Here is a 25,372-nt window from a genome sequence, read left to right as displayed (position 1 = left end):
GATACGGATGCAGTTCAAACGTTACGGCGACCTCATGGCAAAATCCGATCCAGCCACCGCACACCTCAGCGCGATTTCGTCGCAAGGTTAATTTGAAGTCTAGCGATGTGATTTGCCGCGATGCTTGGCCGGGCTGGGCCGAAAGCCGTGCGATCGGCACTACACAGGCAAGACATTCTTAGGGTTAAGAGCCGCCCGGATCCGACCGGACGACGCTTCTGGTCCGGCTGGCATCCAATTTGCTGATCGACCCATAAGTCAGCGTATCGATCCCGATCGCAAAAACCGCCTGAGGTTCACCTTGAAAGCGCTCGACCTCGTCTCGCTCGGCTCCAAGCACGTCCGCAATGCCCTCTCGGAGGAGCTGTATCTGCGCACCGGACGCGACGTCACCCGTCCGGCCTCGATCTTCGCGGAGGTCGTCGAACGTTGCAATTACAAATGCCGCTATTGCGACTACTGGCGACGGCCGAACTACCGGGAGGAGATGAGCATCGAGGAGTGGCAGCGCGCGCTCTCCAGCCTGAAGGAATTCATCGGCGCCTACCATGTCGAGTTCGCCGGCGGCGAACCCTATATCAAGAAGGGCTTTCTCGACCTGCTGCGGTTCTGCCGCGACAACGACATCCACTGGGGCGTCACCACAAATGGCGGCGCCTATCTCAACAAGAAGATCGTGGCGCAGACCGTCGAGGCGCGCCCCTTCAACATCAATATCTCGATCGACTCGGTCGACCCGACGATCCACAATTATTCGCGCGGTGTCGAGAACTCGCTTGATGACATCGTGCAGGGCATCCGCAACGTGTCCGAGATGCGCCGCGCCGAGGGGCTCGATTTTCCGATCATCATCAAGCCTGTCGTACACAAGCTCAACTTCCGCCGCCTGCCCGAAATGGTCGACTGGATCCAGCAGATCGGCGCCACCGCGCTGAGCTTCCAGCCGGTCGAGCAGGGCACGCAGGAGGTCGAGGACGAGCTGTGGATCGGCGAGAACGAGATGGACGATCTCATCAAGGTTCGCGACGAGCTGCTGCGGCTGAAGCGCGCAGGTGCGCCGATCCTCAACGGCGAGGCTGTGCTGAATGCCTGGCCGAACCATTTCCGCCGCGAGAAGGCGCCACCGGAAGTGATGCCGTGCCGGGTCGGCATGCGCAATTATTTCATTCGTTCCGACGGCCGGCTCGAGGTCTGCTGGTTCTTCAAGCCGATCGGCAATGTCCGTACCCAGACCGCACGCGAAATCTGGTACAGCGAGGAAGCCCGCACGCGCCGCAAGGAAACCATCGCCTGCGACAAGCTGTGCCTGTTCACCTGCCTCGCCCAGCGTACGCTTCAGGACAAGCTGAAGATGGGCTTGACACTGCTGGCCGGCAAGAACGCGGCCTAACACCACAGCGGAGAGAATAAAGCCCGGTCCGATGGATGGATCGGGCTCTGTCTTGCCAATCGGGCCTGTTGGATCGATCAGCTGGCGAACAATTTCCGGTACAGGTTGCCAGACTTCGGGAACTGCCCGTTATCGATCTGCGTCGGCCACAATCCATCGACGTCGAAATAGGCCGCATACGCGATCACGGCCCGATTGGCCGCGAACCAGTCGTGCATCCGTTGCACGAACTCCGCATTGTCGCCGGCCTGACCGACGCCCCACTCCGGATAGCTCATCTGCTTGCCGTGCACCAAAGCGAACTCACGCTGCCATTCGAGACCGAACGGCGCCTTGAGATAAAGGTTGGACCAGCGCTCCGCCACCGAGCCCTCGGATTTGAAGTCGTAGACATCGAGCCCGATGGTATCGACAACATCGTTGCCAGGATAGGCGAGGTCGGCCGGTGTATCCTGAGCTCCCCATCCGGGGCACCAGTCAAATTTGAAGTCGGGCGAATGACGGCGGAAGATCGCGACCACGCGGCGGAACGCCGTGACGTAGTCGTCCTCCTGTCCCTTGGCGAACCAGCCCATGCTGGAGATGTTCATCTCCCAACCGAGCCGAATAATCGCCTTGGGATGTGCCTGCGCGATCGCGCGCGCCGCTGCCTCGAAGTCGGAATCGTGCAAGCCGCCGGCGACATCGGCGAGCGGCGTGCCGGTGATCGTCAGCGGGACAGACCAGACGACGTTTCGCGCGGGGTTGAGCTTCTTCCAGAGCCCCGGCACCCAGTCGAGCTTGTGGAAATCCTCCCATGTATTCTGGCCGTAGAAGTCGACGCCGATCACCGACGATGGTGGCTGGTTCAGCCACTTCTCCCAGGCTTGCAGCATATGCTCGCGGCCGGTCTCGCCCCAATTGACGAACGCGCCGGCGAACCTCGCCGCATCCGGACCAAGCTGTGATTCCCGCGATGGCGCGGCCCTCGCCGCCGACAGTCCACTCACGGCAAGCGCCGCAAGGCCGAGTGCCGTCCGCCGCGTGATCCCGCCTTGTCCATCAGTTCGCATCGCGCGCTCCGACAAGCTTCGGTGCAAGGAACGGCGCCAGCCGCCGACCCAGCTCGATCGACCCCTGTGACGTCAGATGGCCTTCATCGAACTGCATTGGCACGTTGGCAGCCACATATTCGTCGCAGCGTCCGTCCGGACAGATCGCATCATAAAGCGAGACATAGGAGGCGCCGTGATCGGCCGCGAGGTGCGACATCGCGCTGTCGCGTTCATGGACGCCAGGGCGGCGCATGGCGCGGGCGGCCGCCGGGTCGTCGCGCAGGATCTCGTCGACAAGCAGACGCGGCAATGCGCTGTCATATTCGACGATCGGTCCAAGCACGGTGACACGAAGTCCTCTCGCTTTCAGCAGGTCGAGGGTCGTCGCAAGGATCGGCAGGTCCTCGTCCTTCCAGGACGCCGCCAGCAAGATTTTGTCGATCCGGTTGTTGGCCAGGAAATCGTTGAAGACAAAGTCCATCATGCGCCGGCACGCCGGGCTGTCATAGTGCGAGCCGCCCTGCACGGCGGGGCGACACAGGCTGGCACTTGCCTGCATCACATTGACGCCGGGCATGGCCGACGCAAGCCCGAGCCAGAGATGCGCCGCATGGCTGTCGCCGATCAGAAGGTAGTTCGGCCGCGCCGGATCCCGCGTCATGCAGGTCTCGGTGTCGAGCTGTTGATGATTGGTGAGCAGGAAGCATCGGCCGGTGCGAAACGCCGCCGAGGAATCATAAGCGAGGTAGGCGCTGATCTGCAGCACGCGCTCCGGGAAGCGAAACGGCGCCCCGCCAGCCAGCAGGACCAGCCCACAGATCACGAAGGCTGATGCCATCGCGCCCGATGCCGCGGTGAAAACCTTGGTCCGGGACGTGTTGCGAGCCATGCTGCGGAACGGCAGCTCAATCAGCTTCCATGACAAATAGGCCATACCAACCGACAGAACGATCAGCAGCAGCTTGGTGCTGGCCGACGAGCCCGTCTTCAACACCGCATCGGTGCGCTGAAACACGATCAGCGGCCAGTGCCAGAGATAGAGTGAGTAGGACATCAGGCCGACGAACACCAGCGGTCGCAACGACAGCAGCCGGCCGGCCGGCGAGATGCCCCGTTCGCTGGAGGCGATCACCATCGTCGCGCCGACGCCGGCAAGCGACGTCATCAATAACAGTGGCGCCGAAGACGAGCCTGCAAGGATGACGCCTAGCAGCAGCGTCAGCCCCGCCAGTCCGCACACATTGCTCCACATTCCGCGCGGGGGCGCCGGAATGAAGCCGATCGCGAGCAGCGCGCCAAGCGCGAGTTCCCAGGCCCGGAACGGCGTCAGGTAGAAGACGAACGTCTCGTTGCGGGTGCTCATCGCAATCGCGGCCGCGAACGACATGACAGCACCGATCGCGAGCAGCAGCCTGGCGCGCTTGGGCGCGAATCGGTAGGCCACCAGCATCACGACCGGGACGACGAGATAGAACTGCTCCTCGACGCCGAGCGACCAGGCGTGCAGCAGCGGCTTGGTTTCGGCCGGTGCTTCGAAATAGCCGGCGGTCTTTGCGAAATAGACGTTGGCGACCGAGCCGACGGCGCTGGCGAGGCTCTTTGCGAAATCTTCCAGCTCGACGGGCAGGAAATAGATGTAAGCGAGCACACCCGTGACCAGCAGCATGACGAACAGCGCCGGAAGGATGCGCAGAATCCGCCGCTTGTAGAAATTTCCGAGCGAAAACGTTCCGTTGCGGATGTCCGCGTCGGTCATGCCGCAGATCAGATATCCCGATATGACAAAGAAGATGTCGACACCGACGAAACCGCCTCCGAAGCCGGGGACGCCGACGTGATACAGCAGCACCGGGATGACGGCGAGCGCCCGCAGGCCGTCGATATCGGAACGGTACTTCATGACATGGCACCGCCGCACGATCGCCGTTTCGTGCCGGAGCCGGCCGTGCCAAAAGCGGACACTGCTAACAGCGCAGGTGTGTCGAAACGGGCTGGCAGCTCAGCCGCCGTCCCACCGGCGGCAATATTCCGCCGGGAATGCCAATCAATTCTCATCCCTACCCACCTGCACCGAACCGCGTCGGCAATGCAGGCACGAGCACTGCAATATCCGGGCAAAACGCCTTCCAGCGCGAAATCACGCGCACAAATGGTTACTGCGCACTCCATTAACTGGCGCACCATCGAGCTGTTTACAAACAATTAACCATCAAGGACCGCGTGCGGTGCGCCTGGAATGCCCCGGCATCGATCTTGCTGAACTGGCAACAAGGACATTCGGGCGACTGCAACGTACCGCCCTGAAACGGTCCTGCCGGAGAGACTGACGAGATGAACCCTGTCGCGTTGATGACCCCGACTTACGGGCGCGATCTCGAGATCTGCACGCTGCTCTGCGAGAGCGTGGATCGCCACGTCACGTCTTTCTCCAAACACTATCTGCTCGTCCCGGACTGCGACCTGTCACTGTTCGCGCCGCTGGCGAGCGAGCGCCGAATCATCATCCCGGCTTCCTCCTTTCTCCCCGACTGGCTGCGGCCGCTGCCGCGGATGATCCAGCGCAAGCGCCGCCAGTTCTGGTGGTCGCTGCGCGCCAAGCCGGTGAACGGCTGGCACGTCCAGCAGATCCTGAAGATCGCCGCCACCATGGCGCTGCCCTATGAGCGCGTCTGTATCCTGGATTCCGACATCGTATTCTTCCGCGACATCGATCTGGCGCAGTTCGAATACCCGAACACGATCCCGCTGTTGAAGATGAACGACGCGGTGACTGCCGACCAGCCGCGTCACTCGCGCTGGCTCGAGACCAGTCACCAGCTCCTCGGCCTGCCGACGCCGCCCTTCCCGGCGCCCGACTTCATCGGACACATCATATTCTGGGACAAGCAGACCACGCGGGCGCTCGCCGAACGCATCGAGGCCGTCACCGGCATCAGCTGGATCGAGGCGCTGTGCAAGACCCGGGAGTTCTCCGAATATCTGCTGTACGGCTTCTTCGTAGAGAACGACGCGGCCTCCGCGCTACGTCACACTGTCGTGCCCAAGACACAGTGCATCAGCTATTGGGACGACCCGACCCTGAGCAAGGATGAACTGAATCGGCTGCTGCTGCGCGCCGACAGGGATGACGTCGCGTTCTCGATCGCGTCGTTCTCCGGCACGCCGGTCGAGACGATCCGCGAGGTCGTCGCGGAGAGCGATGCCATTCTCGCCCCTCACCTGGCCATCGAACCCGCGGGGGTTGCCGCCCTATGCTGATCGGACAGGCCAGCATCAATCTGACCGCCAACATCCTCTCCGCTGTGCTGGGGCTGCTGAGCGTATTCATCTTCACGCGGCTGTTCGCGCCGCATGATTATGGTGTTTACCTGCTCGGCGTCGGCTTCGCGTCCGTCATCTCCGTGTTCCTGGTCGGCTGGTTCCGCAACCTGATCCTGAGTGGGCACGCCCGCAACGACGGCACCGATGTCCGCGGCCTCGTCTTGTCAGGCTATCTGGTCTGCTGCCTCACCGCGCCGATCGCCTATGCGCTGGCACGCCTCGTCGGGCTCGATGGAACAGCCGCAATGGCCGCCGTTGCGCTCGCGGTCACGATCGGGCTGTTCGAGCTGACGCAGGACCTGCTGCGGGCGCGCCTTAAGGCGCTCTCGGTCATGAGGGCGACGCTGGTCCGCGCCGGCGCACTGCTTGGCTTCGGCGTCATCGTCGCACTGGTCAGCCCGACCGGCTTCCTGCTGTTATCGGCGGCGGCCGCGGCCTACCTCGTCGCAGTTCTTGTGCAGTCGCGCAGCGCGTGGCGGGGCACGACTATCCGCTTAGACCGCGCCGATCTTTCCACACTCGCCCGGACCGGCCTGCCGTTGACAGTATCGCTGACACTGCTTGCGATCTCGAGCGTCACCGACCGCTTCGTGATCGCCAATCTGATCGGCGCCGCGGATGCCGGCAAATATGTCGCGGCGCTCGACCTCGTGCGTCAGACCCTGATGATGCCGGCGATGAGCATCGCCGCCGCCTTCTTCCCGATGGCCGTGCAGATCCACGCCAAGCAGGGCGACGCCGCGGTCAAGACCCATCTTGCGGAATGCCTCGAACTGCTCGCCGGCATCACGCTGCCGGCCTGTCTCGGCTTTGCGACGATCTCTCCGCATATCGCCAACATCATCCTCGGCGCCGATTTCCGCGAGGTCGCGGCGCAGATCATGCCTGTCATCGCGGTCGCCGTGATCTTCCAGGTGCTGACCCAGCAATATCTGCATGCCGGCTTCCTGCTTTCGGGGCGCAATTCCTTCTATCTGATCAACACCGCCTCGATCATCGCCGCCAATGTGATCCTGTCCTACGTCCTGGTCAGCCATTACGGCACGATCGGTGCGGCATGGGCACGGCTCGGCGCCGATATCACAGGCTTTGCCAGCGCCTTGGTGCTCAGCCGCTTCGCCTTCGCGGTCCCGGTCCCGCTCGGCCGGCTGGCGCTGATCGTCATCGCATCGCTCGCCATGGTCCTCGCCGTCGGCGCGCTGGACCGCAGCCTGCATATCGCGGACCTCCCCGTCAGCATCGTACTGACCGGTGCGGGGCTCGCGGTCTATGCCGCGCTGTGCTGGCTGTTCGACATCGCGCACGTCCGCGGACGGCTGAGACAGGGCCTGATCGCGGCCCGCACAAAGTTTGCCAACAGCAATATTGGATGAGCCAATGACAAAGACCTTTGCGCTCGACACGCTTGATGCTCCGCCGGTCCACGTGACAGCATTGGCCCCGGTCGCACCAATCCACCCTGAATCGCTGCTCGCTTTGCCGCCCGGCGAGGCCAAGCAGAGCCTGTTGACGGTTCACAGCATCCTCGAAGCCAGGCTACCGCCGGGACCACTGTCGATCTACGAGGCCGGCGGCGGCTCGACCAGCTATCTGCCGCTCAATGTGCTCGATCGCGCGCATGTGACCGTCGTCGACATCGACGAGGATCAGATCCGCAACAACAGCTACGCACAACAGGCGATCCTCGGCGACCTCCAGACCTATCGCTTCGCACCGCAGAGCTTCGATCTGATCATCTGCTACAACGTCATCGAGCACGTGCCCGACGTCGAGGCCGTGCTAACCGGCTTCTGCACGGCGATGAAGCACGACGGCCTGCTGCTGATCGGCGCACCGAATCCGAAGTCGCTCTCGGGCGTCGTCACCAAATATTCGCCGCACTGGTTCCACGTCTGGTTCTACCGCCACATCCGCGGCGAGAAGAAAGCCGGGCTGCCGGGCGAGGCGCCCTTCCCGACGCATTTCCATCCGCTGGTCACGCTTGCCAATCTCGAGGCCTTTGCGGGCCGGCACGGGCTGCAGGTCATCTACCGGAAGACGTACGAGAGCCCGCGCTATCCCGAGATGCGCCGTCGCAAGCCAATGATCGCCGCGCTGATCGACTCCGCGGCAAGGGCCATGAATGCGGTGCTATCAGGCAAAACAGACGTGCGGCACGGCGACTACCATGTGATCTTGCGAAAGCTGTAACAATGAATGCTCTGTGGTCAGAGGCTAGGGTCAAGGTCAGCCATCGGCTGGCGATGCATGTGCAGGTCGAGCACTTCCGGCTGAACAATGCCACGCCGATGGTGACGTTCAGCTTTGACGATCTGCCGAAGAGCGCCGCAACGTTCGGGGCCGATATCCTCGAGTCCTACGGTTCCCGCGGCACGTTCTACGTATCCGGCGGCCTGGTCGGCATCGACACGCCCGATTGGGCCAGCGGCAGCGCCGACGACGTCGTCTCGCTGCATCGTCGCGGCCACGAGGTCGGCTGCCACACCTTCTCGCATCGCCGCGCCTGCGACCTCGACGAGACGTCGCTGGCCGCGGAGATCGATCGCAATCGCACTTATTTCCATTCGCTCGATCCGACCATGTCGATCGAGACGTTCGCCTACCCGTTCGGCTACGGCTCCTACGCCCGCAAGCACCAGCTGAAGTCCGAGTTCCGCACCTGCCGCAGCATCGTACCAGGCGTCAACAGCGGCGAGGTCGACCCGCAGTTCCTTCGCGCCATGCCGCTGATCGACCGCCAGATGACCCGCGAACGGATTGATCAGGCGTTCGACGAGGCGCGAGACACTAACGGTTGGTTAATTTTCTACAGCCACGACGTCGCCAACCGGCCGAGCCTCTATGGCTGTTCGCCCGATCTCATGACCTACGCGCTTGAAGCCGCGGCACGACGGGGCATCCCGGCGTTGACCATGGCAGAGGCATTTCGATGCGCCCGCGGTTAAACGCTTTGTTTGCCTTTCTGGTGAATAGTCCCTCAATGGGTATGGTTAATTTTTCGTGTTGCGTCTTATTCGCGTTGTCGTCCCGCGCGCATTGCGTGACTCGCAAGATAACCCCTCAGCCGATGCGTGCAGCCAGTTCGAATGGAAGCTGGGGTTGATGCTGAACTATGACCAGCCGATAGGCCGGGCGAAGCCAGAGCCTCTCCACGCCGCTGTTACGGCGGGCTTCAGCGTGCTCGACCTGGTACGGCTGCTGTGGGAGCGCAAGGTCGCGATCGTATCGGCCGCCCTGATCTGCGCCTGCATCGCGATCGCTATCGGTAAAAGCCTGACGCCGAAATACACCGCGAGTGCCCAGCTTTATGTCGACCCGCGCGAATTGCAGCTCGTCGATCGCGAGCTGACCCCGCGCGCCCAGGACGTTTCCGGCCTCTCGATGGTGGTCGAAAGCCAGTCGCGCCTGATCACCTCCAACAACGTGCTGCTGCAGGTGATCCGCAACACCGATCTGGTCAAGGATCCGGAGTTCGGCGGCGGCGCCGCGACCAAGGGCATCTTCGCATCGCTGCTCGGCTTGTTCGGCATCGAGCCGAAGGTGACCGCGGACGAGCAAAAGCAGATCGAGATGAACGCGCTCGATTCGCTCGGCCGCCACATCAATGTGAAGAAGACCGACCGCACCTTCATCGTCGACATCGACGTCTGGTCGTACGACCCGGCGAAGGCCGCGATGCTCGCCAACGCGGTCTCGAGGGCCTATCTCGCCGAGTCCAAACAATCGCAGGCCACCGCCGCCCGCCGCGCCACCAGCGACCTGTCCGGCCGGTTGAAGGAGCTGCAACAGCGGCTGCGCAACGCGGAAGATGGGCTCGCGACCTACAAGGCGCAGAACAATTTCGTCGGCTCGCAGGACAACCAAATCAGCGACCAGCAGCTCTCCGCCAGCAATCAGCGGCTGGCCGCGGCACGCGCGCTGACGCTCGACGCCCAGGCCAAGTTCGACCAGATCGAGGCCAGCCGCCGAGGCTCGACCGATCCAGGTGCTATTCCCGAAGCGCTGCAGTCGCCGACCATCGCCAATCTCCGCTCGCAATATGCCGATGCGAAGAAGCGGCAGGCCGAGCTGCAGGGCGAGCTGGGCCCGCGGCATCCGGCGCTGCGCCAGATCGAGCAGCAGGTCGAGGACCTGCGCCGCACCATCAAGGAAGAGATCGACCGTTATGCGCTGTCGGCCAAGAACGATCTGACCCGGGCCCGCGACTACGAGGCGTCGCTGAACAAGGCGCTGGACGTCCAGAAGCGCCAGAGCGTGCAGATGAGCCAGGCGTCGGTCCGTCTGCGCGAACTCGAGCGCGAGGTCGATGCGAGCCGCGACGTCTATCAGTCCTTCCTCAAACGTTCGCGTGAAACCGAGGAGCAGGAGACCCTCAACACCTCCAGTGCCCGGGTGATCGGCGATGCCACCATTCCGCAGCGCCGCACCTTCCCGCCGGCGATGAGCCTGCTCGCGATGATCGGCTTTATGTTCGGCGGACTTGCCGCTGCGGCCTGGGCCATCGCCGCCCGTCAGCTCGCGCCCGGCGCCGATCCGGTCAGGCCCAGGGTCCAGCCGAAGGAGGATGCCGCTCCGGAGCGGCAGGNCAGGCCGTTATCGCGAAGGCGAAACAGCCGGTCACTCCACGGCCCGCGCCGCAGCCTGCGGTCGGCCTGATCGAGAAGCCCGTTATTGCCGAGCTGCAGGAGTCCGACGTAATGCGCACGCTCGGTGGAATCCTGACCGGCGGCAACACCGCCGACGTCACGCGGTTCGGCTGGCCGACCCTGCGCACCGGCGCCTCCCAGTCGGCGTTCTCGACCACGATGTGGGAGACGTGCGCAGCGCTCGCCAACCGGACCAATCCCGAGGGCGTCATCGTGGTGGCCGTGATCGGCACAGACGCTGATCATGATCGCAGCATCGTTGCGCTCAACATCGCCCTGACCGCGGCACGCCGCGGCGCCAGGGTTCTGATGATCGATGCCGATGGTGCGAGCCACGCCTTGTCGAGCAAGGTCGCGCATTTCGGCAAGTCTGAACCAAGCCGCCTCGGCTGGCTCAGCATTGGCAGCAAGGCCGCCCGCGCGGTCAACACCGCGAACGGCATCATGATCCTGCCTACGATCCAGGGCAGCGCTGCCAAGGCCGGCGAGGCGATCCGCAAGGCGGTCGCCCAGGCGCGCTCAGCCGGTGGCTACGACCTTGTGATCCTGGACGGGCCCCCGATGCCGTGGGGCACGGCGGAGCGCAAGCTGCTTGACGTTGCCGACGGCCTCGTCGCGGTCCTGCCGGCCGAACGCGATATCAACGACTGCATGGAAGGCATCATCACCGCGCTCGGTGGCGCGCAGCGCAAGCTGGTCGGCGTCGTCCTCAATGAGCTCCGGCCGACCGCTGCAAGTCATCAGCACGACAAGCAGTATGCGTAAGCGCCGCGGCAGCCGGGCCGCCGCGCACCCTGCTCCTGCAACAGCCGTCGCGAACTGATCGTCCAATGGCCCGGCGGTCGATCCTTGCCATCACCGCCGCCGCATCCATTCTGGTGTCCGCCGCCGCGGGGGCATGCCCGTCCCTGATCGAAGGTGTCGCTGCGGACCGGATCGAAGCCCTGTCACGCGGCGTCAATGCCGACGGCTGGATTGCCGATCCGCAGTCAGCACCGCCCCGCAGCCTCTTGCTCGAACTGCGCAAGGCGGGCATGACCCACATCCGGCTGCCGGTGCATGCCGACGATATCATGCCGCGCTTCGCCACGACGGCGGATCGCGACCAACATCTGCATACGCTCGATGCTGCGTTAAAAACCCTGCTTGCGCTTGGCTATGCCGTCTCCGTCGACCTGCATTCCGGCAAGCGCTTCAATGCGCTGCACAAGGATGATCCACCCGGCGCGATGGAGGAGATGAAGGATGCTTGGACCGCGCTCGCGCGGGTCATACAGCACTATCCAGCCGATCGGGTCTTTGCGGAACTGTTGAACGAGCCGGAGGTCGACGCCGCGCAGTGGCAGAACGAAGTCGAAGAACTCGCCGTATTCGTTCGCCGGCTGCTTCCGCAGACAACGCTGATTACCGGTCCGGTCAACTGGCAGCGCGCCGATGCGCTGCCAGGCTTCATGCCGCTCGACGATCCGAACGTCGTCTATGCAATTCACGTCTATGACCCGATGGCGTTCACCCATCAGGCCCACTGGGATCCGAGCGAGCCGCTCCATGACATCACCGGATTGCCCTATCCGATCCGCGCCGACGATCCGCAGGTTCAGCGATTGCGGGAGCAACTCGCTGCGCTGAACAAGCGCAAGGCACTCGCGATACTGGACCGCGCGATCCCCGACCGCGGCATCGACAAATGGCTCCAGCCTGGTGCCGCCTGGCAGCAGCAATATTCACGTCCGCTCATCATCAATGAATTCGGCGTGCTCAAGGCCGGAGCCCCGCGCGACAGCCGGTTGCGCTGGCTCGCGGCAGTCACTGCCTACGCCCGGCAGCATTGCTGGGGCTGGACCCATTGGGAGCTATCGCAGGGCTTTGGCCTGGCGGACGCAATCACCGGCAAAGCTGATCCCGATGTGCTTAAGGTATTGCTCGGGGCGCGCTAGCCCGTCTGGTTAACCAGTTCTTACACATTGAGCCGCTAGATCGACCATTCGGGTGTGGCGCGCCACGCGTCCGGTTTAGGTCAGAGCTCGTGCGAGCAGGCATAGCCCAGCGGCCGCTGATGGCCGGCGATGTGATTCCGGCACTCGGCGTCGCCGTGGCATCGATCGCATTCGTCCCAATCCTGCAGGCGGCCAACCCCGCGCTCGCAATCGTCGTCGAAACCCTGGTCGGCTGCGCGATCGTTCTCGCGGCGCCTGCCTATGCGCCGTCGATCGCCATATTCATCATTCTCTTCCAGAACCTGTTTGTCTCGATTCTGTCGTCATATCTGTCGACCGAAGCGGAGATGGAATTCGTCAAGGGCTACAACTTCCTCGTTTGTTCGGTGATGTGGCTGGTCACACTGGCGCTGTATCTGTTGCGCGAGCGCAACCGGTCTGCGGACATCGACCGGATCATGACATGGGGGATCATCACGCTGGCGACCGTCACGGTGTATTTCGTGATCGGCGCCACGCAAGACCCGCGCGCGGCACTCTTCTATCTGCGCAACATTGCGCTGCCGCTGTTTCTCTTTCAGTTATCGCTGCTGACCGCCGCGACGTTCGAAATCCGCATCACGCCCTTCCTTGTGGCCGTCGCCACGCTGTTGATCGCCTGCGGATATATGGAACTGCTGTTCCGCGATGCCTGGCTCCATATCACCAATGGCTACACGTTCTGGCAGTTCGACGAGCTCAAGGCGACCCGTTCCGGAGCCTGGGAAGCCCAGATGCGCGCAACCGGCAACGTGCCGGTGGATCTCATCGACCGCTTCCGCTTCGGCTTCCTCAACAGCCCGCTGTTCGAGGATTTCGGACTGTCGACGATCCTGCGCATTCACGGACCGAACATGAGCGCGATCAGCTTCGGCTACGGAATTGCATTCTCCATCCTGTTCCTGTTCTCGGTCGGATATCGCTGGCTGGCCGTGGCCGCAATACCACTGCTGCTTCTCTGCAGTGTGAAGGGAGCGCTTATCCTGGTCATCTTCGTGGCGTTTGCCTGGACGTCGACCTGGCTGCTCGGCGCGAGCATCACGCTCGTGGCCGGGTTCGTTGCGCTCGTCCTCTATGTCATCGTCGCTATCCATATCGGACTGCAAATCGGCGACTTTCACGTCATCGGGTTCATGGGCGGCTGGAACGGCTTCATGCAAAACCCGTTCGGCCGCGGACTTGGCGTTGGCGGCAATTTGACCGAAGGCTACTTCGCGATCGACTGGAGCGCCGCGCAGCAGGCCGGCACTATCGAGGGCGCGGTGGAGAGCGCCATCGGCGTATTGCTCTACCAGATGGGCATCGCTGCACTGGTGCCGCTGGGTTTCTTCCTCGCCATGGCGCTGAAGGCATGGCGCCTCTACGCCTCCTCCGGAATTCTCACGCAAGGGCTCGCCGCCTTCGGCACGATCGTCGTGCTGGTCAACGGCATCTTCCAGGAGGAGGCGCTGTTTGCGCCGCCGGCGCTCGGGCTGCTGCTGTGCCTGACCGGTCTGGTGATCGGCCATCACATTCGCACCCGAGGCGACGGTCACGAAGCGGCCCCGACCGCCGCTGTCACAGCGGTTTGATCTGCACCTTGCGGAATTTCACGACACCCGAGCCGTACTGGAGCGCGACATAGCCGCTCGCGTGCCTCGTGTCCTGCGCATCGACGGTCTTCTGGCCGTTGAGCGTCACGACGAAGTGCGGCCCCTGCGCCGTGATTTCATAGACGTTCCACTTGCCGGCCGCCTTCGGCATCGGATCGACCTTGCCGACATCGACGATCGCGCCGGTGCCGTAGCTCGGGTCCGGCCGCTTGTCGAAGATATTGACCTCATAACAGACTTTGGAGTCGATCGTCGTGTTGGACTCGCAGCGAATGAAGATGCCGCTGTTGGCGTCCTCGTCGGTCCAGAACTCCGCCCTGATCTGGAAATCCTTGTAGGGGGTTTTGGTGACGAGATAGGCGAGATCCTTGCCGTCGAGCTTGTCGGCGACCAGCGCGCCATCCTTCATCGCCCAGTTGGCCTTGCCGACTTCGCCCCAATCGCCCTTCGCGGTGCTGTCGAGCAACGTGACCCAGCCGTCATCGCCCGAGGCGGCGGTGGAAAATTGCAACGCGGCTGCACCGATCAACAGACCGGCCGCAAGTGTCGACAAATGCTTCATGAAGGTTGTCCTCCCGTTTGTTTTGGTGGCGCGCAACCTAGCATCGCCGCGCGCGGCGTAAATCCCGTTTTTCATGTTGCAGCTGCGTTGTTGCCGCATCCTCGGGTCACACATGCGCGAGCGTGTCTTGCCGAGCCGGAGCGAGAGCAGCTAGCATCGCCACAACGACACGGAGCGCCAGCTATCGAACGGCGCCCATCCAGCGGGAGGACACGATGACGGCGTCGAACCGATCTCGGCAATATCTCTGGCGATACCTGATGCTGCCGCTGGCCTTTGCCGGCATGCTGAGCATCAGCTCCGCGGCCGAACTCAATCCCGCCGCGGTCACCTACAAGCTGCCGGACCAAATCCCCTGGAGCCCCGTCGACGCGCGCGGCGCGCAGAATGCTGTCGTGGTCGGCGATCCCTCGAAGCCCGGGTTCTACATGGTCTACACCAAGTGGACGAAGGGCAATCACTTCAGCCACCCGCACTTCCATCCCAACGACCGCTACATCGTGGTGCTGCAGGGCACCTGGTGGGTCGGCACCGGCCCGAAATTCGACCCCGATCACGGCACGGTGCCGATGCCGGCCGGCAGCTTCGTCACCCATACCGGCAAGCAGGTGCATTGGGATGGCGCCAAGGACGAGGACGCCGTGCTGCTGATCATGGGCGAAGGGCCGGCGACCGCGACCGAGCTGGAACAGAAGTAGCCGCCGCGCGCCGGCAGGGCCGCACCGCGCATTGCATGGATCGAGGGCGCTGCTATCATCGAGGGCCAGGAGAGGCCGATCGATGCATCCCGCCGCCAAGCTGCAATTTGCCCGCATCGTCGACGAGTTCGTGCGCTGGCGCGCGATCGCCGAACCGGAACGGCCGCCTGCGCCGGCCTGGTGGTGGGGAGCGGCGTTCGAGATGCGCGACGTCGCCGACGCGCTGCCATCCCGGTGGTGCCGCCAGCTCCGCCTCAACGACGGCGCGACCTATGCCGACGGCGCCGCGGCGCTGCGCCGAACGATGGCCGACCAGACTCTCGTGCCGTGGCCCTATGATTTCTCGCGTATGGTCGCATCCACCGATTCCGACGTCCGCGACCTCCACGTCCAGCCGTCAGACGACAGCGCGTTTCCGCCCTGAGTCCAGCTCGGCATCAGCCGCAGCCTCGTGGTCCAACGCCGGCTGCAGCGGCGGCGAGGCCAGCAGCGGCGACGAGTTCAGCAGTTCCGCGAGATCGCGCGGCGGCAGCGGCTTTGAGAACAGGAAGCCCTGCATCTCGTCGCAGGCATGCGCCCGCAGGAAGTCCCGCTGCTCGGAGGTCTCGACGCCTTCGGCGACGATGGTCATGCCGAGCGCCTTGCCCATGCTGATGATCGCCTGCGCGATCGCGACGTCCTCGGAATCGTCGGGCAGGTCGCGCACGAACGAACGGTCGATCTTGATGGTGTCGATCGGGAACTGCTTCATCAGCGACATCGACGAATAGCCGGTGCCGAAATCGTCGATCGCCAGCCGGATGCCGCGGTTCTGGATCGCGTCGAGCACGCGGATCGCCCGCGGCACGTTGCGCATCACCATGCTCTCGGTGACCTCGAGCTGCAGCAGCACCGGCGACATGCCGCTGTCGCGCAGCGCCGCGTCGATATCGTCGAGCAGATGCGGATCGGCGAACTGCCGCGGCGAGAGGTTGACCGCCATCGTGCCCGGTTTGAGGCCGCCGCGCTGCCACGCCATGTTCTGCGCGCAGGCTTCCTTCAGCACCCAGCGACCGATCGGCACGATCAGCCCGGTTTCCTCGGCCAGCGGGATGAATTGCCCCGGCGTGATCTGACCGAGCTCCGGATGGCTCCAGCGCAGCAGCGCCTCGACGCCGCTGATCTGTCCGCTCGCCATATCGACCTTGGGCTGATAGTGCAGCGAGAACTGCTCGCGCTCGAGCGCGCGGCGCAGCGCGTTCTCCAGCGTCAGGCGCTCGATCGACTGCGCCTTGATCTCCTTGGAGAAGAAGCGGAAGTTGTTCTTGCCGTCCTCCTTGGCGAGATACATGGCCATGTCGGCGTTCTTGGTCAGGGTCTGCACGTCAGAGCCGTCGGCCGGATAGGTCGCAATCCCGATCGAGGCCGTGGTGTGGCACTCATGGCCGCTGAGCTGCAGCGGCTGACTGAGCTCCGCCAGCAGGACGCCCGCGATGCGCTCCACGTCGGCGCGCTCGGCGGCTTCCTCCAGGATCACCACGAATTCGTCACCGCCGAGCCGCGCCACGACGTCGCTCGTGCGCAGGGAGCCGCGCAGCCGCTCGGCGATCGCGACCAGCAGCATGTCGCCAGCGTCGTGCCCGAGCGAATCGTTGATCACCTTGAAACGATCGAGGTCGATGAACAGCACGGCGAACTGCCGCTGGTGGCGGTCCGCCGCCTCGATCGCATGATGCAACAGCTCGTTGAACATCTCGCGATTGGGCAATTTGGTCAGGCTGTCATGCGAGGCGAGATATTCGATCCGCTCGTCGGCCTTGTTCTTTTCGTCGGCACGATCGAAACTTTCCAGTGCGAACGCCAGATTGTCGGCGAGCCGCTGCAAAAGCTCGACGAACTCCGGCGTGAACGTGTCCTTCTCGATTGCCACGAAGATCATGACGCCGACGACCTGGCCGCCAACAACAAGCGGAAACGAGGCACCGGATTTCGTGCCATCGAGGCGGGCCCGCTCGTGGAAGGCCGCCGTGTGCGGATCGGCAGAGTAGTCGTTGATGATGCAGGCCTTGCCTGAGCGGAACGCCCTGCCGCAGGCGCCGCGTCCCTCCGGGTGGGCCTCGTTGATCGACAGCGTCACATGGCGCGCGCCCTCCGCGGCCGGTCCTGCGATTGCGACAATCTCGAGATAGTCGCTGCCGGGCTGCGCCAGCGCGATGGTGGTAGAGGTGAACTTGCCGCCGGTCGCCGCCGCCTCGCAGACCAGCCGATACAGCTCAGTGCGGGACTTCGCCCGCATCATCGCCTCGTTGGTCGCACTCAGCGCCGCGAACATCCGCGACAGTCGCTCCTTCTGCTCGTCGGCTCGGGCCTTCTCGTCGACGCGGTCGAAATTGTCGAGCGCAAAGGACACGTTCTCGGCGAGCCGCTGCAGCAGCGCCATCATTTCCGGGCTGAACGTGCCGAATTCTCCGGAGAGGAACACCAGCGCGCCGATCGCCTCGCCGTTCTTGAGCAGCGGCAACGCCGCACCGGATTTGCCGCCACTGTCGCGGGCGACCTGGTAGACATGCGACTCAGGTCCGAAATCACTGAGATAGTCGTTGCTGATGCAGGGCCTGCGGGTGCGGATCGCGACACCGGTGAGAGTCTGCCCCTCCGGGCGCGACGCATCGGCCGACAACAAAACCTCACGAGCGCGAACGCGGTCAGAACCCGAGACCGCCACGTTCTCCAGGAGGACCTCGCCCGGCCGCACCAGCCTGATCGTGGCTGAGACAAACTGGCCGCCGACGGCCGCGGCATCGCAAACAAGGTCGAACATCTCGCTGCGGGATTTCGCCCGCATGATCGCTTCGTTGGTCGCGCTCAACGCGGCAAACATCCGCGTCAGGCGCTCCTTCTGCTCTTCGGTGCGGGCTTTCTCGTCGGCACGATCGAAGCTGCCGAGCGCAAAGGACACATTGTCGGCGAGCCGCTGCAACAGCTCGGCGAATTCAGGCGAAAAGGTATTGCGCTTGGCGGAGATGAACAACATCACCCCGACCGGCCGGTCGTCGACCAGCAACGGAAACGCTGCACCCGATCGCGCCTCCTCTCGGTCGATGACGTCGCGGAATGCGCTGTTGGTGATGTCGCTCAGGAAGTCGTTGTTGATACAGGCCCGCCGCGAACGGAACGCCCTGCCGCAGACCCCGCGCCCCTCGGGGCGCGCCTCATTGGGCGAGACGTTGAGACGGCGCGCATTGTCCGCGGTGGGACCGGCGACCGCCATCATCTCCAGGAAGTCGTCGCCGGGCTTCGCCATCAGGATGCTGGTCGAATTGAACCCGCCGCCATGCGCCGCCGCCGCGCAGACCAGCTCAAACATCTCCAGACGCGACCTGGCGCGCATGATCGCTTCGTTGGTCGCGCTCAGCGCCGCGAACATCCGCGACAGCCGCTCCCTTTCGGCGTCGGCCTTGGCCTTTTCGGTGGTCCGACCGAAATTGTCGAGCGCGACCGACACGTTCTCGGCGATCCCGGCGAGCAGCGCGATGATCTCCTCGTCGCCGGCCCAGGAATTGCTGATGAAGAAGATCAGGACGCCGATGCTGTTGCCGAATCGAGTCAGCGGAAGTGCGACGCAGGCCATCAGGCCGCTGCCGTGGATTTTCACCTGCGAGGAACTCGCCGATTTGGGGATGTCGCTCTCGACACAGGGCCGCCGGGTCCGGAACGCTTCGCCGCAGATGCCCTTGCCGTAGACGTTGTCCGGGTCGGTCGAGAAGCGGGTCTGCGTGATCAGATCGATCGCCTCGCCCGTGCCGGCGACGGGCTCAAGCCAGTGCGTGTCGGGTTCGGCCAGCAGTACCACCGTGGCGAAGGACTTGCCGCTGAACACCGCGGCATCGCAGACCCGTTGATACAGATCGTGCTCGGTCTTGGCGCGCAGGATGGCTTCGTTGGTGGCGCTGATGGCGCCGAACATGCGGTTCAGCCGGCGCATCGCCCGCTCGCCGCTCTTGCGTGACGCCTCATGGTCGAAATTGTCGAGCGCAAACGACACGTTCGCCGCCATGCGTTCGAGCAGCGAGACGATCTCCTCGCCAAGCGAATGCGGCTCGCGCCGCGTCACCATGAAGACGCCGACGCTGCGCCCGTTGCAGATCAGCGGCATTGCTGCAGACGCACCGATGCCGGCCGCGACCGCGCCGCTACGCCAGGCCGCCGAACAGGCTTCGTTGATGTAGTCGTTGCTGACATAGGCCTGCCGGGCACGGAACGCCCGCCCGGCGACGCCCTCGCCCTCGGGCGTGTTGGCGATAATAGAAATGCTGATGCTGCGCAGGCGCGCGACGTCGTCGCCGAAGCCGGCCGCGAATTTCAAGCGGCCGGTATCCGGCTCCAGCAGGAAGACGGTAACGGCCAGGAAGTCGCCGCCGGAGAAAGCGGCCTCGCAGACCTTGCCGTACAGTTCTTCCGGTGATTTTGCGTACAGGATCGCTTCGTTGGTGGCATTCAACGCCGCAAATGTACGTCCGATGCTCGACTGCACGATCCCTGAGGCCCCTGGGGCCGCCCCCTTCAATCTGGGCGGGAACCATGCCCGCGAGAGGCCTAAGTGGAGGTTAGGACATCCGGCAAGTTGCGAGTCAAAGTAAACACATGACGAACAAAGGCAGCCGGCTTCCGGAAAATTACGGGCCCTGCTGTGCCAGGCTGAGGCGCTGATGCCGCCGGCGGCGCGCCGCCGCCCGGCTCGCGCCGTCATGGCGCCCAAATTCCGCATCGCGACCGCGCCCGTTCCACGCTGTGAAATCGACGCGGCGAGCACCTGCTCCCGGCATGGCCGTCCGCATTTTCCGCCCTTGCTCCGTCGGCGGCGCTTTGAGACCATGCGGTCAACCACGGCAAGCAAGACCCGCTGATTGTGCGGGCGGACAGCGAGGAAATCCCATGCCGATCGTCCAGGCCGACCGTCTCACGCGCATCGGCGCGGCGCTCCTCAAGGCCGCCGGCGCATCGGAGGAGGAGGCGAACGCCGTCGCCTCCGGCTGCGTCAACGCCAACCTTGCCGGACATGACTCGCACGGCATCATCGCAATTCCGACCTATATCGACCGCGTCGAGGCCGGCCACATCGTGCCCGGCGCCAAATGGACCATCGTGCAGGAGACCCCGACCACCACCGTGATCGACGGTCACTGGGGGTTCGGCTTCCACGTCAACGCCAAGGCGATGGAGATGACCATCAACAAGGCCAAGACCGCCAATGTCGCGGCCTGCACCGTGTTCCGGCAGAGCCATGTCGGGCGGCTCGCGCATTATCCGCTGATGGCGATGCGCGAGGGCATGATCGGGATCGCCACTGCCGATTCCGGCCGCTCGCCGAAGCATGTCGCCCCGTTCGGCGGCCGCGAGGCCCGGCTCGGCACCAACCCGATCTCGATCGCGGTGCCTTCCGACCTCGACGCGCCGTTCTATCTGGACATGGCGACGTCGGCGGTCGCCGCCGGCAAGATCCAGCTCGCGGTCGCGCGCGGCGAAGCGATCCCCAAGGGCTGGATTATCGACGCCGACGGGCGCGACAGCACCGACCCCAGGGACTACCGCAAGGGCGGCGCGCTGCTGCCGCTCGGCGGCAGCGAGGGCTACAAGGGCAGCGGTCTCGCCGCGATGGTCGAAGTGCTGTGCGGCCTGCTGACGGGTCTGGGCTTCGGCGTCGAGCCGACCGGCCGGCACAATGACGGCTGCTTCATGGCAGTGTTCAACGTCGCCGCGTTCCGCCCGCTGCAGGATTTCAAGAAGGAAGTCGCCGACTTCGCCCGCTATCTGAAATCGACGCCACCCTCCGAAGGAAGCCGCGGCGTGTTCTATCCTGGTGAAGTCGAATTCATCCGCGAGCAGCAGCGGCGCAAGGACGGCATCGAGATCGAGGATGCGACCTGGGAGAAGCTGAAGGCGCTCGCCGCCGACTACAAGCTCGCTCTCGACCTTCACTGACCCATCGCCAAGCACGGGAGAACAGCATGACACGGCAAATGGCGATGGTCGGCTTCCTGCAGGCCCAGAACTGCACCAACCTGCCGAGCTCATGGCGTCACCCGGAGTCGCGCGACGATTCGATGTCGGCGGACTACTACCAGGAGATCGCGCGTATCCTGGAAGCCGGCAAGTTCCACATGGCGTTCTTCGACGATCGGCTGGCGATGCCGGACCGTTACGGCAACGATCACGCCCACACCGTCGAATACGGCATCCGCTGCGTGAAGATGGACCCGATCGTGGTGCTGACCACGATGGGTATGGTGACCGAGAAACTCGGCCTCGCCTCGACCGCGTCGACCACCTATTTCGAGCCGTTCGACGTCGCCCGCCGCTTCGCCACCCTCGACCTGATGACCGGCGGCCGCGCCGCCTGGAACGTGGTGACCTCGGTCAATGACGGCGAAGCCCTCAACATGGGCAAGGAGCACCATCTCGAGCACGACCATCGCTATGACCGCGCCGACGAGTTCATGGAAGTCGTACTCGGCCACTGGGATTCCTGGGAAGACGGCGCGTTGATCATCGACAAGACATCGGGCCGTTTTGCCGATCCGACCAGGGTGAAGCGGCTCGACCACAAGGGCGCGTTCTTCACCTCGCGCGGCCCGTTCACGGTGCCGCGCTCGCCGCAGGGCCATGCCGTCGTCATCCAGGCCGGCGCCTCCGGCCGCGGCCAGCGCTTCGCCGGACGATGGGGCGAGGTGATTTTCACCGCGGCACGCAATCTCGCCAATGCCAAGCAGGGCTACGAGGCGATCAGGGGCGAAGCCGCCAAGGCCGGCCGCGATCCCGACCAGATGTTCCTCTGCAATCTGATCACGCCGGTCGCAGGTGCCAGCAAGGCCGAGGCCGAAGACAAAATGGCCGTGATCCAAAAGCTGCCGCTCGAGATCGACGCGCTGTCGCTGCTCGCCGAAGGCCTCAACTTCGACTTCGGCGCCAAGGGCATCGACGAGCCGCTGACGACACCGGAACTGCAGGGTATGCAGGGCATGATCGGCATCCGCGACGGCGTGCTGCGCACCTCCGGCAAGACCAATCCTTCCACCCGCGACTTCATCACGTTTTCCGGCCGCGGCCAGGTGCAGGACGCGATCGTCGGCGGTCCGAAGGAGATCGCCGATAGACTCGAGGAAATGTTCGTCGGCCGCGGCTGCGACGGCTTCGTCGTCGCGGCGAGCTACGTGCCGGGTTCTTACGCCGATTTCGTCAACCACATCGTGCCCGAGCTGCAACGCCGCGGCCTGTTTCACAGAGATTACGCCGGCAAGACGCTGCGCGAGAATCTCGGACTGCGACGCCCCGCCGCCGGGGCGTGGAAGACACGTACGCAGGCCGCGGAATAGAAGGACATCATCATGCGCTGGCTCAAATTCACTGCCGCAGGCAAGACATCCTGGGGCCTCGTCGAAGGCGACAAGGTCACGACCGTCAGCGGCGATCCGTTTGGCGAATGGACCAGGACGTCGCAAACGCTCGCGCTCAACGACGTCAAGATCGAGCTGCCGCTGATCCCGCGCACCTTCTACTGCGTCGGGTTGAACTATCTGAAGCACCTGAAGGAAGCCGCCGACAAGGCCGGCACGGTGCCGAACATCCCTGATCGTCCCGAGATCGGCTACCGCGCGCAGAACGCGCTGATCGCCCATGACGAAGACGTCGTGATTCCGGCTGTTGCAACCGAGAAGATCCATTACGAGGGCGAGCTCGTCGTCGTGATCGGCAAAAAAGCAAAACATCTCACTGAAGCCAACGCGATGGATTGCGTGTTCGGCTACACTATCGGCAACGACGTCTCCGAGCGGAGCTGGCAGAAGGCCGACCGCAGCCTGTGGCGATCCAAGAACGCCGACACCTTCAAGCCGATGGGCCCGTGGATCGAGACCGATGTCGATCTCGACACCATGGAAACCGCGATCCGCGTCAACGGCAAGGAGACCGGCCGCTTCCACACCAACGACATGATCTTCGGCATCGTGCCGTTCATCGTCGAGCTGACCAAGTATTTCACGCTGTGGCCCGGCGACGTGATCTGGATGGGCACCGACGGCGCCTCGCCGGATTTGAAGCACGGCGATTTGGTGGAGATCGACATCACCGGGATCGGGACGTTGCGCAACAGGTTTGTGAGGGAGAAGGTGTGAGGCCACTGAGTTTCTGACCGCGCTCCATCCCCATTGTCGTCCCGGCCTAGTGCGCAATTGCGCACGGGGGGCCGGGACCCATAACCACAGGGCTGTGTTTTTGAAGTGAGCTGCGGCCCCAGCGTCGCGTAACAATGCACATTTGTGGTTATGAGTCCCGGGTCAAGCCCGGGACGACAGCGAGTATGTTGCGCCACTTGTGACTCACACATCCGCGTTCTCGCGACACGATTTGCCCGAGCTTTGTATTTCGTTCGCCCTCTCTCGAAACAGAGGGCGCAGGGAAAGCCGGGTGCACGCTGCACCCGCGGTCTCGTGTGCAAAGTGAAAGAAAGAAACGCACACGAGCATACAGGTTCAGCGGAGGCACTCCGGCTTTCCCTGCGCGATGGGTTACGGCTTATACGTGCTCTCCCCGGCGAGACTAGGCTTGTTTGTCACCGCCCTCGCAAAGACGCTGTCGCGTCTTGCGAGAGGACACCAGCCACTGGGGCGTCCGAACCACACGACTTCACCGTCCGCCTTATGCGCACTCGTCAGTTGCGCAATCGGCGTCCACCGCATCCCACCGCGCGTTCGTGACGTGCGCTCGCCCCTCAATCGGGTGGGACGGGCACATCTATACACTGAATTTTACTTTCGATAAACCGAAATATTTTTATTGCGCAGGCTTGACAGGTCTTTGCTGATTTGCCCGACAGGCTATCGTGACGTGGTCACACAACCATTTTCGTAACGTGACAGAAACAGTAGAACCGCAATACCGTACGGCCGCTCGCTCCAACATAGGCAAGGCAGCCATGCCCCTTTCACGCCGAACATTACTTCAGGGCTCGCTGCTCTGTGCTGCGGGAATGGCCTGCGCGCCATCGCCAGCCCTTACTCAGGAGCCTGCGGAGCTGCCGACGCCGGATCAGCGCAAGCAGATGGCCGGCTTGGCCGCGGATTTCATGAAGGCCTATGACGTTCCCGGTCTTTCAATTGCCATCGCGATCAAGGGAAGGCCCGCCTATGACGAGGCGTTCGGCGTCGCGGATCGAGAGACCGGCGAAGCATTGACGCCGCAACATCGATTCCGGATCGCCAGCATATCGAAACCGGTGACCTCGACCGGAATCTTCACACTCGTCGAAGCCGGCAAATTGCGGCTCGGCGACTACGTGTTTGGATCGAATTCCATTCTCGGAAAGGACTACCCGACGACGCCTACCCCGCAGAGCTTGATGTCAACAGGTGCGTCTCGCTCGTATGTCGAGCAGATCACGATTGAGCATCTGCTGACTCACACCACCGGGACCTGGGGAAACCAGTTTCGTGACCCGATGTTCATGAACCAGGACATGAAACATCGCGAGCTGATCAATTGGACGCTGGAGCACATGCCTCTCACCAACCCTCCAGGCGAGACCTATGCTTACTCGAATTTCGGCTACTGCGTCCTCGGTCGCGTCATCGAGAAACTGACCGGTCAGAGCTACGAGCAATACATCAAGAACAACGTCCTGAAGCGATGCGGCGTCGCCGATATGCAGATTGCCGGAAATACCCTGAGCGATCGGGCGACCAACGAGGTGAAATACTATAGCCAGACCGGCGGCGATCCATATCGGATGAACGTCGCCCGCATGGATTCTCATGGCGGCTGGATTGCGACACCGGGCGATTTGACGACGCTGTTCGTTCATATCGACGGGTTCAAGGATACCGAGCAACTGCTCACCGACGACAGCCTCCGCACCATGAGCACGCCCAGCACCGCGAACCCTCGCTATGCCAAAGGCCTCTTCATCACCGCGAACAACAATTGGTGGCACAGCGGCCTGCTGGATGGAACAACGACCATTTCCGTCCGAACGAATGGCGATTTCTGCTGGTCGGCGTTCACCAATACAAGGTCGCGGGATGCAGGCATGAGCCGCGCGCTCGATCAGCTGGTGTGGCAGATGACAAAGGCCGTACCTGACTGGCATCCTCAGAAGCGCGCCTAGGCCTCTCGTCATTCC

The 25,372-nt window shown here is 63.6% G+C and carries 18 protein-coding genes and 1 pseudogene; 15 read left to right on the top strand and 4 right to left on the bottom strand.

Annotated features, from left to right (window positions below; translation table 11 throughout):
• Positions 1 to 301: 301 nt before the first annotated feature.
• A complete protein-coding gene (locus UP09_RS14455) occupies positions 302 to 1,390 on the top strand; it encodes a radical SAM/SPASM domain-containing protein (RefSeq protein WP_044538861.1) in 1,089 nt (362 codons plus the stop codon).
• A gap of 77 nt (positions 1,391 to 1,467) precedes the next feature.
• On the opposite strand, the gene UP09_RS36330 is transcribed toward UP09_RS14455, so the two are convergent.
• Positions 1,468 to 2,442: a glycoside hydrolase family 26 protein gene (locus UP09_RS36330; protein WP_052833095.1), complete on the bottom strand. Its 975-nt coding sequence runs from the start codon at positions 2,440 to 2,442 to the stop codon at positions 1,468 to 1,470.
• Positions 2,432 to 4,324, bottom strand: a complete 1,893-nt coding sequence (locus UP09_RS14445) for an acyltransferase family protein (RefSeq protein WP_044538860.1) — start codon at positions 4,322 to 4,324, stop codon at positions 2,432 to 2,434. Before UP09_RS14445 ends, UP09_RS36330 begins: the two co-directional genes overlap by 11 nt.
• A 431-nt stretch (positions 4,325 to 4,755) precedes the next feature.
• Here UP09_RS14445 and UP09_RS14440 point away from each other — a divergent pair, with 431 nt between their 5' ends.
• The 8 genes and pseudogenes from UP09_RS14440 (at position 4,756) to UP09_RS14410 (ending at position 13,938) form a co-directional block, all read left to right on the top strand.
• Positions 4,756 to 5,682 (top strand): DUF6492 family protein, encoded by a 927-nt coding sequence (locus UP09_RS14440; RefSeq protein WP_044538859.1) that lies wholly within the window; start codon positions 4,756 to 4,758, stop codon positions 5,680 to 5,682.
• Positions 5,676 to 7,118, top strand: a complete 1,443-nt coding sequence (locus UP09_RS14435) for a lipopolysaccharide biosynthesis protein (RefSeq protein WP_052833094.1) — start codon at positions 5,676 to 5,678, stop codon at positions 7,116 to 7,118. Before UP09_RS14440 ends, UP09_RS14435 begins: the two co-directional genes overlap by 7 nt.
• Positions 7,119 to 7,122: 4 nt before the next feature.
• Positions 7,123 to 7,935, top strand: coding sequence for a class I SAM-dependent methyltransferase (locus UP09_RS14430; RefSeq protein WP_082070131.1), 813 nt, complete (start codon positions 7,123 to 7,125; stop codon positions 7,933 to 7,935).
• Positions 7,936 to 7,937: 2 nt separating this feature from the next.
• Positions 7,938 to 8,690, top strand: a complete 753-nt coding sequence (locus UP09_RS14425; RefSeq protein ID WP_044538858.1) for a polysaccharide deacetylase family protein — start codon at positions 7,938 to 7,940, stop codon at positions 8,688 to 8,690.
• A 157-nt stretch (positions 8,691 to 8,847) separates the two neighbouring features.
• Positions 8,848 to 10,330, top strand: a pseudogene (locus UP09_RS38515) (GumC family protein); the annotation flags it as partial.
• A 1-nt stretch (position 10,331) separates the two neighbouring features.
• Positions 10,332 to 11,156: nucleotide-binding protein (locus UP09_RS38510; RefSeq protein WP_502689052.1), on the top strand; the 825-nt coding region annotated here is incomplete at its 5' end.
• 65 nt (positions 11,157 to 11,221) lie between these two features.
• On the top strand, positions 11,222 to 12,328 hold the full coding sequence (locus UP09_RS14415) for a glycoside hydrolase family 5 protein (protein ID WP_044538857.1): 1,107 nt from the start codon (positions 11,222 to 11,224) through the stop codon (positions 12,326 to 12,328).
• A gap of 89 nt (positions 12,329 to 12,417) precedes the next feature.
• The gene (locus UP09_RS14410; protein ID WP_044538856.1) at positions 12,418 to 13,938 is read left to right on the top strand and encodes a hypothetical protein; all 1,521 of its coding nucleotides are present in this window, start codon (positions 12,418 to 12,420) and stop codon (positions 13,936 to 13,938) included.
• On the opposite strand, the gene UP09_RS14405 is transcribed toward UP09_RS14410, so the two are convergent.
• Complete coding sequence (locus tag UP09_RS14405; protein WP_044538855.1) at positions 13,925 to 14,521, bottom strand: 3-keto-disaccharide hydrolase; 597 nt, start codon at positions 14,519 to 14,521, stop codon at positions 13,925 to 13,927. The genes UP09_RS14410 and UP09_RS14405 overlap by 14 nt on opposite strands.
• Positions 14,522 to 14,736: 215 nt before the next feature.
• Here UP09_RS14405 and UP09_RS14400 point away from each other — a divergent pair, with 215 nt between their 5' ends.
• Together UP09_RS14400 and UP09_RS14395 are read left to right on the top strand one after the other, a co-directional pair.
• Complete coding sequence (locus UP09_RS14400) at positions 14,737 to 15,219, top strand: cupin domain-containing protein (RefSeq protein ID WP_245301950.1); 483 nt, start codon at positions 14,737 to 14,739, stop codon at positions 15,217 to 15,219.
• A gap of 82 nt (positions 15,220 to 15,301) precedes the next feature.
• Positions 15,302 to 15,643 (top strand): hypothetical protein, encoded by a 342-nt coding sequence (locus tag UP09_RS14395; RefSeq protein ID WP_044538853.1) that lies wholly within the window; start codon positions 15,302 to 15,304, stop codon positions 15,641 to 15,643.
• Here the strand turns inward: UP09_RS14395 and UP09_RS14390 are convergent.
• On the bottom strand, positions 15,617 to 19,732 hold the full coding sequence (locus UP09_RS14390; protein ID WP_044538852.1) for a bifunctional diguanylate cyclase/phosphodiesterase: 4,116 nt from the start codon (positions 19,730 to 19,732) through the stop codon (positions 15,617 to 15,619). The two genes, UP09_RS14395 and UP09_RS14390, sit on opposite strands and share 27 nt — an antisense overlap.
• A gap of 401 nt (positions 19,733 to 20,133) precedes the next feature.
• On the opposite strand from UP09_RS14390, the gene UP09_RS14380 reads away from it, so the two are divergent.
• The 4 genes from UP09_RS14380 (at position 20,134) to UP09_RS14365 (ending at position 25,357) form a co-directional block, all read left to right on the top strand.
• Entirely contained in the window at positions 20,134 to 21,180 is a 1,047-nt protein-coding gene (locus UP09_RS14380) for an Ldh family oxidoreductase (protein WP_044538850.1), read from the top strand.
• Positions 21,181 to 21,206: 26 nt separating this feature from the next.
• Positions 21,207 to 22,571: an LLM class flavin-dependent oxidoreductase gene (locus UP09_RS14375; protein WP_044538849.1), complete on the top strand. Its 1,365-nt coding sequence runs from the start codon at positions 21,207 to 21,209 to the stop codon at positions 22,569 to 22,571.
• Between the two features lie 12 nt (positions 22,572 to 22,583).
• Complete coding sequence (locus UP09_RS14370; protein WP_044538848.1) at positions 22,584 to 23,369, top strand: fumarylacetoacetate hydrolase family protein; 786 nt, start codon at positions 22,584 to 22,586, stop codon at positions 23,367 to 23,369.
• A gap of 707 nt (positions 23,370 to 24,076) precedes the next feature.
• The gene (locus UP09_RS14365) at positions 24,077 to 25,357 is read left to right on the top strand and encodes a serine hydrolase domain-containing protein (protein ID WP_156164602.1); all 1,281 of its coding nucleotides are present in this window, start codon (positions 24,077 to 24,079) and stop codon (positions 25,355 to 25,357) included.
• Positions 25,358 to 25,372 lie beyond the last annotated feature (15 nt).

The organism is Bradyrhizobium sp. LTSP885 (assembly GCF_000938305.1).
GTDB lineage: Bacteria > Pseudomonadota > Alphaproteobacteria > Rhizobiales > Xanthobacteraceae > Bradyrhizobium.
The sequence above is the reverse complement of the archived record's forward strand: the minus strand, read 5'-3'. Positions and strand labels throughout refer to the sequence as shown.